9 protein-coding genes are annotated in these 12,121 nt (G+C 67.3%); 4 read left to right on the forward strand and 5 right to left on the reverse strand.

The features are described 5' to 3' along the window. Positions 1 to 56 precede the first annotated feature (56 nt). The 4 genes from BM314_RS26795 (at position 57) to BM314_RS26810 (ending at position 4,693) form a co-directional block, all read left to right on the forward strand. Complete coding sequence (locus BM314_RS26795; protein ID WP_091981434.1) at positions 57 to 1,325, forward strand: IS256 family transposase; 1,269 nt, start codon at positions 57 to 59, stop codon at positions 1,323 to 1,325. Positions 1,326 to 1,540: 215 nt separating this feature from the next. After that, on the forward strand, positions 1,541 to 2,800 hold the full coding sequence (locus tag BM314_RS26800; RefSeq protein WP_244540049.1) for a class I SAM-dependent methyltransferase: 1,260 nt from the start codon (positions 1,541 to 1,543) through the stop codon (positions 2,798 to 2,800). Positions 2,801 to 2,826: 26 nt separating this feature from the next. Beyond that, positions 2,827 to 3,780 carry an NAD-dependent epimerase/dehydratase family protein gene (locus BM314_RS26805; RefSeq protein ID WP_244540050.1) on the forward strand — a complete coding sequence of 318 codons (954 nt, stop codon included), beginning with the start codon at positions 2,827 to 2,829 and terminating at the stop codon, positions 3,778 to 3,780. Further along, the gene (locus tag BM314_RS26810) at positions 3,767 to 4,693 is read left to right on the forward strand and encodes an NAD-dependent epimerase/dehydratase family protein (RefSeq protein WP_091981441.1); all 927 of its coding nucleotides are present in this window, start codon (positions 3,767 to 3,769) and stop codon (positions 4,691 to 4,693) included. The genes BM314_RS26805 and BM314_RS26810 overlap by 14 nt, the downstream gene beginning before the upstream one ends. Positions 4,694 to 4,882: 189 nt before the next feature. Here BM314_RS26810 and BM314_RS26815 read toward each other — a convergent pair whose 3' ends face one another. The 5 genes from BM314_RS26815 to BM314_RS26830 form a co-directional block, all read right to left on the reverse strand. Beyond that, entirely contained in the window at positions 4,883 to 5,758 is an 876-nt protein-coding gene (locus tag BM314_RS26815) for a hypothetical protein (RefSeq protein ID WP_091981443.1), read from the reverse strand. Beyond that, a complete protein-coding gene (locus BM314_RS26820) occupies positions 5,755 to 7,800 on the reverse strand; it encodes a glycosyltransferase (protein WP_091981444.1) in 2,046 nt (681 codons plus the stop codon). The genes BM314_RS26815 and BM314_RS26820 overlap by 4 nt, the downstream gene beginning before the upstream one ends. Continuing rightward, entirely contained in the window at positions 7,800 to 9,707 is a 1,908-nt protein-coding gene (locus BM314_RS26825) for a glycosyltransferase (RefSeq protein ID WP_091981447.1), read from the reverse strand. The genes BM314_RS26820 and BM314_RS26825 overlap by 1 nt, the downstream gene beginning before the upstream one ends. Before the next feature lie 4 nt (positions 9,708 to 9,711). Beyond that, a complete protein-coding gene (locus BM314_RS30295; protein ID WP_139237887.1) occupies positions 9,712 to 10,401 on the reverse strand; it encodes a hypothetical protein in 690 nt (229 codons plus the stop codon). 673 nt (positions 10,402 to 11,074) lie between these two features. Next, positions 11,075 to 12,121, reverse strand: a 1,047-nt coding sequence (locus BM314_RS26830; RefSeq protein WP_091981453.1) for a mannose-1-phosphate guanylyltransferase/mannose-6-phosphate isomerase, incomplete at its 5' end; no start/stop codon positions are given.

Raw genomic sequence — 12,121 nt, forward strand, 5'->3', positions numbered from 1 at the left:
GGCGTATCGAGGCGGGTGTCGAGCCTGCCAGAACCTCTCAGTGAGAGCGATACGCCATGGAGACACCTACCAACGTCGTCCGACTTCGTCATCCCGAAGACCTCGACGATCCCCTGACCGAGGTGCTGCGTAGCGGCGCTCGCCGCCTGCTCGCCCAAGCTGTCGAGATGGAGGCGGACGCGTTCTTGAGCGCGATGCAGGACCTGCGACTGCAGGATGGACGGGCCCGGCTGGTGCGGCACGGTCACGGGCCGGAGCGGGCGATCCAGACCGGCATCGGCCCGGTGCCGGTCGCGCGGGTCCGTGTCCGGGACCGCGGTGCGAGCGGGTCTGAGGACCGGGTCCGGTTCACCTCGACCATCCTGCCGAAATGGGCGCGGCGCACCCCCAGCCTGGATGCGCTGCTGCCGGTCCTGTACCTGCGCGGTGTCTCGACCGGCGACTTTCAGGACGCGCTGGCCGCCCTGCTGGGTCGTGACGCCCCGAACCTGTCGCCGGCCGTCATCGCCCGGCTGACCGCGGCCTGGGCGGACGAGTATGCCCGCTGGCAGGGCCGCGATCTCTCCGCGCGCCGCTATGCCTACGTCTGGGCCGACGGCGTCTACCTGCAGGCCCGGATGGAGGAGCAGACCGAGTGCATGCTCGTGCTGATCGGGGCGACGCCCGAGGGTCGCAAGGAGCTCGTCGGCTTCCAGGTGGGCGTGCGCGAGAGTGCCCAGAGCTGGCGGGAGCTGCTCGTCGACGTGAAGCGGCGCGGGCTTTCGATCGCGCCCGAGATCGCGGTCGGCGACGGCGCTCTCGGCTTCTGGCGGGCGCTGGACGAGGTCTTCCCCGGCACCGCTCACCAGCGGTGTTGGGTTCACAAGGCGGCCAACGTCCTCGACAAGGTGCCGAAGTCCATCCAGCCGGCGATGAAGGCGGACCTGCGCGAGATCCACGGCGCGCCGACCCGGGCGGCAGCCGAGGTGGCGCTGGCCGTCTTCGTCGAGAAGTACGGGGCCAAGTACCCTCGGGCCGCCGCCTGCCTGACCAAGGATCGTGACAGGCTGTTGGCGTTCTACGACTTCCCGGCCGAGCACTGGGATCACCTGCGCAGCTCGAACCCGATCGAGAGCGTGTTTGCTACGGTGCGGCATCGGACCGTGCGGACCAAGGGGGCGCTCTCGGCCACGACCGCCAAGCTGATGGTGTTCAAGCTGGTGATGGCGGCGTCGAAAACCTGGCGCCGGCTGAAGGGCGAAAACCAGTTGCCGAAGGTCGTGGCCGGCGTCATCTTCCGCGACGGGACCGAGGTCGCCGCGAGCCCAGATCACCGCGCCGCCTGACCACCGCCGTCACCTAAAATCCGGCATAGCTCTCCGGATATCCGCGGCGGTCATTGTGGATCTTCGCGGCTGAGCGATATGCGCGATGGCAAAACTGTCTCGTCTTTCGGCTCTGACTTCGATCGCGCTGCGGCCGCGCGTTGCGCTGCCCTCGCCCACCCGATAAGCCTCTCGGGGTCGTAGAGCGTCGCGCCGCGGATGTCACAGGTCGTAGGATGACGGGAACGAAACTCGCCATGGCATGCCGCGTCTGCGACGGACGCGATGTCGAGCTGTTCCTCGACCTGACCGATCAGCCGCACTGCAACCGCCTGATCCCGCCGGAGCTCGCCGACCGGCGCGAGCCGCATTTCCCCCTGCGCGCCGGCTTCTGCCACGACTGCACGCTCGTCCAGATCGATCACACGATCCCGAAGGAGAGCATGTTCAGCGACTACCCCTACGTCTCGGGCACGACGAAGACGCTGGTGGAGCATTTCCGCCAGACGGCGGCCCGGCTCGTGGAGCGGTACGACCTCGGACCGCAGGACCTCGTCGTCGACATCGGCAGCAACGACGGCACGTGGCTGCGGCAGTACGAGCCCTTCGGCCTGCGCCGCTGCGGCGTCGAGCCTGCCTCGAACGTGGTGGAACTGGCCCGCGCCGCCGGCGTGCCGACGCTGAACCGCTTCTTCAACGCGGAGACCGCCGAGATCGTCCGCGCGCAGGACGGACCGGCGAGCCTGATCACCGCCGCCGGCGTCTTCTTCCACCTGGAGGAACTGCACAGCGTCGTGAAAGGCATCGTCACGCTGCTCAAGCCGGACGGCGTCTTCGTCGTGCAGGCGATCTACCTGGGCGGCATGATCGAGAACACCGCCTTCGATCAGATCTACCACGAGCACCTGTGCTACTACACGCTCCGTTCCCTGGAGCAGCTGTTCGCGCGTCACGGCCTGGAGGTCTTCGACGTCTGCGTGGTGCCGGTCCACGGCGGTTCCCTCGAGGCGCATGTCGGCTTCCCCGGCGCGCACCCGGTCAGCGATGCGGTCAAGCGCATGCGCACCGACGAGGAGGCCCGCGACTACGACAAGTTCGAGACCTATGTCGGCTTCGCCGAGAACGTCCGCCGCCTGCAGGCGGCGCTGCTCGACCTGCTGGAGCGCATGCACGCCGAGGGGAAGACGGTCCACGCCTACGGTGCCCCGGCCAAGGGCGCGACGCTGCTCAACGCCTTCGGCATCGGCCCGCGTCTGGTCCAGTACGCGGTCGAGAAGAATCCGCTGAAGTTCGGCCGGCTGATCCCCGGCGCCCGCATCCCGATCGTCGAGGAGGGCAGCGTGCCCGCGCCCGACGCCTACCTGGTGCTCGCCTGGAACTTCATCGACGAGTTCCTGGCGCGCGAGCGCCGCTACCTCGAGAACGGCGGCGCCTTCATCGTTCCGGTGCCGGAACTCAAGGTGATCACCGCCGCCGACCTGCCGAAGGCGGTCTGAGCGTGGCTGCCGTCTCCCGATCCTCCTTGCCCGAGACCGTCGTCGTCGTCGGTGCGACCGGGTTCGTCGGCCGCAACCTCGTCGCGCATCTCGCCGACCGCGTGCTGCGGCTGATCGCGGTCAGTCCCTCCGGCCGCGCGGTGCCGGGGGCGCATGAGGCCGCGCGCTTCGATGCCCTGGAGGCGCTGTCGGTCCCCGCCGACGCCATCGTTGTCAACGTGGCCGCGCAGCGCTACGACGCCGACAAGTTCGAAACGGCGCAGAGCGACCTGCTGACCGGCAATGCCGAGATCGCCAACCGCCTCTACCGGTTCTGCCTGACGAAGGGCATCCGCGAGGTGCGCGCGGCCTCGAGCGTCGCGGTCTACCCGGCGGCCCTCGATCCCCTCGACGACGCGCAGGCTGTCGACCTCAACGCGCCGCCCAACCGGAACGAGGCCTTCTACGCGTGGTCGAAGCGCTGGTCGGAGGTGATCGCCGACCTCCACGCCGAGCGCTACGGGATCCACACGATCAGCTTCCGCCTGAGCAACCCCTACGGTCCCCACGACTCGACGGATCCGCGCAAAGCGCACGTCCTGCCGGCCTTCGTGATGCGCGCGCTCGCACCGGGGGAGCGCTTCGAGATCAAGGGCAACCCGCTGGTCGAGCGCGACTTCATCTACGTCGGCGACGTCGTCGACGTGTTCGTCCGCTCCCTGGAGATGCGGGAGACGAGCGACGCGCTCAATCTCTGCCGCGGCGAGACCACGACCCTGCTCGACCTCGCCCGCACCATCCTGGAGGTGGCGGGCGAGAATCGGCCGGTGCACGCCCCCGACACGGCGACCCACGGCGTGCTCGCCCGCCGCTCGACCAACCAGCGGCTGCGCGAGCGATTCGGGATGTCGACCTTCACGGGACTCGCGGACGGGCTGCGGCCGACGATCGCGTGGTATCGCGAGGCCTATCGCGACGGGGCGCACCATGCCGGGGCCTGAGCGCGACATCGTCATCGGGGCGGACGGCTTCCTCGGGCGCAACCTCGTCCCGCGGCTCCGGGCCGAGGGCCGCGAGGTCGTCGGGATCGGTCGGGCGGCGGGTGACCTTTCCGACTGGGCGAACGTCGAGCGGGCGCTGCGCGCTGCGCCCCCGGCCGGCCGGATCTTCCACGTGGTGACCCGCCAGCGCACCGGCGCGGTGCAGTACGACATCCAGGGCGAGCTCCTGGCGATCAACGCCCGGGTCCACCTGAACGTCCTCGAGGCGTGGCGCCTGTTCCAGCCGCACGCCAAGCTCGTCTCCACGGGCTCGTCCTGCACCTATCCGGAATCGGCGGAGCCGCTCTCCGAGGCGCGGTTCGGGCAGGGACCCACGCATCCCTCGGTGATCGGCTACGGGCTCGCCAAGCAGGTCCTGGCGACGGGCTCGGCGGCCTACGCGCACCAGTACGGCCTGAGTTTCCTGCACTGCGTACTGGCGACCCAGTACGGGCCGCACGACAACAAGGCCTCCGACCGCAGCCACTTCGTCGGCGCCCTGCTCGACCGGGCCGTGCGGGAGAAGGCGGCGGGCGCTGCGCAGTTCGAGGTCTGGGGCAACCCGCAGACCGTCCGCGAGGTGCTGTACGTCGACGACCAGATCGACGCGATCCTGGCGGCGGACCGGGCGTTCGACAACGAGATCCTCAACTGCGCCGCCAACACGCCCGTCACCGTCGAGGCGGTGGCGCGGGCGGCCCTGGTCGCCCTCGACTGGTCCGTCCCCCTGGTCAGCCCGCCCGGCTCGTTCCAGGGCGCGGCCTACAAGATGCTCGACTCGACGCGGTTCCTCGACCGGACCGGCTGGCGGCCGCGCATCGCTCTCGAAGCGGGCCTGCGCAGGCTCGTCGCGGCGGAGTACGTCGACCGTTGAGACCGCGCCGGCGCCGGCCGTACCGCTGGTCGATTGATGTTGGACATCGTCGAGAGCATCAAGGTTACGCAGTTCATGCACACGCGAAGCTTGTGTACTTGGAGCGTTCGAAAGTTGCCGTGCTGACAAGCTTCCATCATAGGGCGATCACAGATGCACGGCCGACTTACGCCCTGGGTAGGGAGCGATTCAGATGCGGAACTCTACAGCGCCGTCCGGGAAAATTTCCGCTACCCGGGCTTCCTCTTCTCGTAGATCCCAAAGCCGGAGTTCTGCGTATCTAATTCGAATGCTGTTGCCCTGCGCGGCCACATAGCAATGCTCGAAAGCGAAGAGCACCGTATCGAGCTTCGGTCGTTCGTCGCGGGTCTCCGGCTTGCCCCTTGTGTCCGTGTCGGCCAAGACCTCCAGCGTGATCGCCGCGTGGCCGCTGGTGAGCATCGTGTCGAACGCGCCCACGAGCAGGGCGATCTCGTCATGGGTCAGCTTGAGCAGGAAGCAGAAGCGCTTCACCGACTTGAACGTGTCACCGGCCGGGAACGCGCGCAGCAGCGTGATCGAGAAGGCACGTCCCTCCTCCGGCAGGCTGCGCAGGTGCCGGGACGGCACCGCGCGCAGGGCCGAGATGTTCATGGTCTTGGCCGCCGACGGCTGGGCCACGCGGCCCTCGCGCCGGCCGTTCGTCCGGTAGTGCAGCAGCGGGTTGACACCCGAGGCCGTCACGTCGGGGTAGCGGATCAGGTAGGAGGTGCTGCTGAAGCCGGGATGCGGGTCGAGCCCGGCGGCGGACCCGAACCGCAGGTAATGCCGCACCGGATCGAGGCGGGTCTTGCCGCTCTGGTTGCGGAAGAAGGCCGTGTCGAAATCCTCGGCGGGATCGCGATTCTCGGCGGCGCCGCGCCAGACGTAGTGGAGGTAGGGGTCGATGCCCGAGGCCGCGACGTCGCCGTTGTGCCTCAGGTAATAGGCCGCGTCGAACAATCCCGGCACGCGCCCGATGACGACGCGCCGGAACACCTTCGAGATCGTCCGGATCGCGGCCCGCTTGAGGGATGGCTGACTCATGCGAAGACCGGCGCCTCGCAGAGGGACCGGAGCTTCTCCGCGTAGGCCACGGGGGAGCAATCCTGCGCCACCTGCGCCAGCCCAGCGCGCTGCAGCCGCCGCCAGGCCTCGGCATCCTCGTGGAGCTCGATCAGCCCGGCGATGAAGGAATCCGGGTCGCGCCAGTCCCGCGTTAGGTATCCGGAGCCCTCGGGCCAGCCGAGTTGCTCCGCCAGGATCGGCGTGAGCAGGCAGGGGAGCCCCTGCGCTACGGCGGCGTGGACCTTGTGGGGCATCCCGGCGGCGAAGCGTGTGGGGGCGACGAAGACGCGCGCCCGGTCGAGGAGCGGCGTCGGGTCCGGGACCCGGCCCATCACGGCGACGTTCGGTGCCGACAGGCGCGCGCGCAGATCCGGGGTGACCTGCCCGATAATGGTGAACGGCACGCGCGGCAGGGCGCGATGGACCTCCGGCCAGACGGTCTCGATGAACCAGATCAGCGAATCGACGTTCGGCGAGTTCTCGTGCTCCAGCGACCCGATGAACACGAAGCCGCTGCGGCCGTCCAGATCGGCCGCGCCCTCCGGCTGCGACGCGAAGGCGTGGCCGAGCACCGCGGTGTTGCGCACGCCGTGGAACTGAAGCAGGCGCGCTTCCGCCTCCGAGACGCAGACGACATGGTCGGCCTGCGCGAAGTTGCGGGTTTCCCGGCGTGCGGAGGCCGCCAGATGCGCGCCGAATCCGTAACCGTCCCGCAGGGTCCCCTCGAGGAAGGCCCGCAGGCAGAACAGGGCCTCCGAATCGAAGATGACGCGGCTCCGCGCGAAATCGCGCAGCGCCATGTCCCGGTTCTGGAAGATCTGGCAGACCAGATCGATGTTGTGCGGGCGGCTGACCCAGAGCACGTCGTAGTGGTCCTGCCGCTCGTCGATCAGCCGCGCGAGTCCCGCCCCCTCCTCGGCATCGAGGATCTCGACGGTGTCGGGGAGGTCGCGGTACCGCTGCGCGATCTCCGGATCCGCGCGGTAGACCGGATAGACGGTCACCTGATAGCCGAGCCGAGCCAGGGTGGCGACGATGAAGTTCGCCCGCGGCATGCCCGCACCGAGGTCGATATGGGGCACGCCGTCGTCGATGTAGAGCACCTTGAGCGCCCAGGCATTGTGCGTGCGGTCGCCGAAGCGCGGTCCCGCATGCGGGAACAGCCATGACCGGTGCCGCTCGAGGAAGCGGACCCGGTTGCGATCGATCAGCGCCTCGACGTCGGCCCGGACCGGCGTCGTGGCATTCTCGAAATGGATCGCGCTCGCCCGCGGCTGGTAGATGACGCGCCGCCCGGCCTGGTGACAGCGGACGCACAGGTCCGTGTCCTCGAAATAGGCCGGGGCGAAGAGGTCGTCGAAGCCGCCCAGATCCGCGAAGAGTGCGCGCTCGATCATGAGCACGGCACCCGAGACGTAGCCGACGTCGCGCTGGAACGTGCCCTCCGCCAGGAGCGGGTTCGCGTTCCCGCGGCCGTAGGGGTGCGTGATCTGCGCATCGTCGCGGAAGAACGCGCCGCTCTCCTGCAGATAGCCGCCGGGAAACACGAGGTGGGCGCCGACGATGCCGACAGTCGCATCCGAGAACGGAGACACCAGGGCGCCGAGAGCGCCGGGCATCAGCTCCACGTCGGGGTTGAGGAAGAGGAGGTAGCGCCCGCGGGCTGCTGCGGCCCCCTGGTTGCAAGCCGGGCCGTACCCGACATTCTCCGCGTTGCGGACGACCGTGGCCCCGTCGAGCAGATCGAGGACGGTGAGGGTCTCCGCGTCGGAGGCGTTGTCGACGACGATCACCTCGAACGACGCGCCCGCGAAAGCCTGTTGCGTGGCGAGGCGATAGAGCGTCAGCGTCAGCAGATCGCGGGCATTGAGCGAGACGACAACGATCGAGACGTCCGGCGCCGCGACCGGCGGGAAGGCGATCCGGAGGCCGTTGCGCGCGATGGCGTTCCCGATGAGGCGTGCCTCCGCGATCGCGGCAAGCCTTCCGTAGTGGGGATCAACCGCCTCGAGTTTCTTCATCACTGGACTTCAAGGCGGGTGTTGCCCGACGGAGCGAGGCGGATCAGGCCCACGAGGTCATCGCTGAGAAACAGCACCGCCTTCAGCCGGGACGGCACCTTGCGCGCTGCCGGAATCGGTGAGGCGGATCCGTCGATCTCCAAGGGCTCGAAGGTGAGGCTGGCGGGCACAGGTGTCAGCTCGCCCCGGGTCGCGGCAAAAGCGAGGCCGGGGGAGCGCGCCAGAGCCGCCGTGCCGGTCAGCCGCAACTCCCGTGCCGCCTCCCCGTCCCCGAGCAGGAAGGCCGCGGTCGCCCGCGTCCGCGCGACGAGGAAGCTCGGGACGCAGGTCACCACCGTCAGCCCATCGGCCTCGTACCCGATCAGGCGGCCGTCCGCTCTCCAGTCGGCCTGGGCCTCGCCGAGAGACCCGGCGATCGCCTCCCGGGCCGCTCGCGGAAGAGCGCGGCGGTGGATCCATTCCGGGGAGAGGCTGACCGGACCTCCGTGCAGCGCCGGGAGTCCACCCGCAGGCGGCACACCCCCGTCCGGCTCCGGGCTCACGAACCAGCGCCGCCGCTCCGGCGCGTAGCCTGCCTCGCGGGCGGTCGCGGGCGAGGGATTCTCGGTCGCTACGAGAACGCCGCCGTCCTCGTCCAAGACCGGCAGGGAGCGCAGGGAGCGTTCCTCCCTGACGACGATCCCCGCTCCCGCCGTGGTCGACACTTCCGGCGCGCGCGCGGCGGGCGAAATCGCGCGTCGCGCCGAGCGGCGCGGGATCGCGTCCAACCAAGCGGCCTCGCAGGTCGCGGCCCTGGCGTTGTAGCGCGCGAGCAGATCCGCGCAGGCCGCGGTCAGGGTCGCGAGGGCGTCCGGGTCGTCGTGAAGGCTCAGGACCGCCGCGACGGTGTCGGCCACCCCCTCCAGTCGGTGAGCCGGATGGTCGGTGTCGAATCCCTCGAACGCGATTCGCGTGCCGATCACCGGCCGACCCAGCGACAGCGCTTCGGCGACCTTCATCTTGAGACCGCTTCCCATCAGCATCGGCGCGACCACCGCATCGACGCCCGCGTAGAAGGTTTCGACCGCGTCGACATATCCCGCCAGCTGGACGCCGGGTAGGTCCAGCCCGTTCAGGCTCCCGCAGATCTCGCCGGCGATGACGAGAACGGGGAGGTCCGGCCGCCAGGAAGCCGCCCAGCCGTGGGCGAACTTGCTGATCGAGAAGAGATTGGGATCGTTCCCGTGGCCGATGAAGCCGAACCGGGTCAGCCGGCCGGGTGCCCGAAACTTCGCGCGCTCGGCGAAGACCGGCGGTAGCAGGTACACGTCTCGATCGACGAGGCCGCGGAAATAGTCCGCCTCCGCCGATTGGATCGCGAGAACCATGTCCGCGCGCGACAGGCCGACGGCTTCCGACGCGCGGTCCGTATAGAAGAAATTTGGCTCGGCACGGAAAGGCCGGTACTGGAGATGTCGGTCCGCGAAACGGTCATGCGTGTCGATGATACGCAGCACCCCGTCCGGAACCGCGTCGAGGCACCGCGACAGGAACACGTAGTTGACGACGATCGCGCACGTGTCGGCATGCCTCTCGAAATACCAGGCCACGAACGCGTCGAGTTCGGGCGGGCACCAGGCGTCGATCGTGAAGCCGCCCGTCCAGGTCTTCAACGGGATCGGCGTCGCGGCGGGGACGGAGAAGACGCGATCGAAGGCAGCCGCCATCGCGGCCGCATCGGTCGGTGGATGCTGCCCGAAGCGGCGATAGACTTGGTCTTCGTGCTGGAGATAGGCGAGATCGATCGCGAACCCGCCCCGTCGGAGCGCCTCGCAGGTCGCCGAGAGCCGCCGCCGGTTGCCGGCGCTTGTCGGTGCCGTGGGCATGGGTGTCACGACCAGAACGGTCGGCTTCCCCTCGGTCGCCATGCGCTCACATCGCTCCGATCACGCGAGCCGCCACGTATCGACCGTTCCCGCTCAAAATGACTCGACTAACTGATTGGTCGCTCATCGGAACACTTGTCGTGAGTGTTATGGTTGCTCTGCGAGCAGCATGGAAACGAACAGACTCGATGGAGCTGCAAGCGTAACCATTTAATAACCGCACGATCACGCAATCCGGAACAAAATCTAACCCGTTTACCACCCAAATATCAGTCCTATCGCTGATTCTGACGGTGAAATCCCCCGTCGCGCAGTCTTGCAAGATCGCGTCTAAATCCGCGCTCAAGATCGGGATCAAGGCATCGAAATTTGTAAGAATCTCCGGCTTCAAAGAGGAAACAATGGCCTTGGCAATGGATGACATCTCTGCGTGCGAAAGGTGGATTGGTGTCGATGACAAAACAATGTGTTGATCGCATATATGCGTACGGACTACAATAGAAGGAATGCTAAAGAAGGTACGTTCCTCCTGACAACTCAAGACAAGTAAGCAACTTGGATCGGAGATTTGCCGTTCAGAAAACCCAAAAAACGACCACGTGATCAGATCAACATCGATTGGATGAATAATTCTTATTGGAGTTGCATATGATCCGGCCATTAAAATTTTTAGGACGACAGTTCGAGGGGCAATATGAGCAATAAACCCGGGCTTTGGATTATCAAGTGTTTGCATTTCTCGGTAAGCTCAAGGATCGATCTAATGTCTGGGACGGAATGTTATTGCTATCGTCATAATATGAGTTGCTTGCTTGTAGAAACTCATCGGTAAGAGGATGCTCCTCCATGTGACTGCGTATCACATATAATGCGAGGGCGCGGCAACAGGTATAAATTCCTGCGATCTGAGTTTATTGCGACATGAGGCTGATTAAAGCGGAGTGGTGCAGACGTTGCGTGACCGTTAGATCCAAAGTCGGTGACGCTGCTGAACCGCACCCTGTTTTGACCGGACAGGCGGCATAGCTCACGAAGGCATAGGCGTTGGTCCTTGTGTGAGACGCCGAAATCGGGTGTGGGATGGAGAGACATTCTCGATCTCCCGGACAAGGCGCGCTCTGCGCCATGATCCGGAAACGCCCATCATCTCAACCGATTCACCCATCGCCAGCAGTATCTAAAACGAAGCAAGTCCAGGCTGTCCATACGCGCTGTTCTCAACGGCCGTGCTTCACCTCCACAAAGCGGCCCTCATCGAGGCGATACTCAAAATGGGGTACAATTTAGGTTGATCCCGCCCGTTTTTCGCTAAAAGCCCCGTACGGGTCGTGTTGAGGGCGCGAATATAACATCCAATTTATTGATTTATAGCATGATTTTTGCATTTGGCAGCGCTGAATCCCCTCCGATCACTCTGAGCGTCCGTAGATGTCCTCGACGCGGATGATGTCGTCCTCGCCGGTGTAGGAGCCGACCTGGACCTCGATCAGCTCCAGCGGGATCTTGCCCGGGTTGGCCAGCCGGTGCATCGACCCGATCGGCAGGTAGACCGCCTCGTTCTCGTGGACCAGCACCACCCGCTCGTCGATCGTGACCTCGGCGGTGCCGCGCACCACCACCCAGTGCTCCGCCCGGTGGTAGTGCTTCTGCAGCGACAGCCGCCCGCCCGGCACCACCTGGATCCGCTTCACCTGGAAGCGCTCGCCGAGGTCGATGCGCTGGTACCAGCCCCAGGGCCGGTACATCCGCAGGTGCGCGTCCGCCTCCGGTGCGCCCTGCGCCCGCAGGGCGCCGACCAGCTCCTTCACCTTGCCGGACTGCGCCTTGGAGGCCACCAGCACCGCGTCGGGGGTCGAGACCACCACGACGTCCTCCAGGCCCACCACCGCCGTCAGGCCCTCGCCCTGGCTGTGCACCAGGCTGTTCTTGGTCCCGATCAGCGACACCCGGCCGCGCACGGCGTTGCCGGCCTCGTCGTGGTCCAGCACCTGCCAGACCGCGTCCCAGGTGCCGACATCCGACCACGCGAACGACACCGGCAGCACGCCGGCCCGGGCGGTCCGCTCCATCACCGCGTAGTCGATCGAGATCTTGGGCGCCTGGGCGAAGGCCGCCGCGTCGAGGCGCACGAAGTCGAGGTCGGTCACCGCCGCCTCCAGGGCCGCGCGCGCGGCCGCCAGCACCTCGGGGACGAACGCCTCCAGCTCGGCCAGCATCAGGTCGGCGCGGAACAGGAAGTAGCCCGAGTTCCACAGGGCGCCGTCGGTGATCAGCGCCTCGGCGCCGGCCCGGTCCGGCTTCTCGACGAAGCGGGCGACGCGGGCCGCGCCCGGAGCCTCGCCGATCGGCTCGCCGCGGCGGATGTAGCCGTAATCGGTGGCCGGCCGGTCGGGCTCGATGCCGAGCGTCATCGTGTAGCCGGCCTGGGCGCCGGCGGCCGCGCGCCGCACGGCGTC

This window comes from Methylobacterium sp. 13MFTsu3.1M2, from assembly GCF_900112625.1.
Lineage (GTDB): Bacteria > Pseudomonadota > Alphaproteobacteria > Rhizobiales > Beijerinckiaceae > Methylobacterium.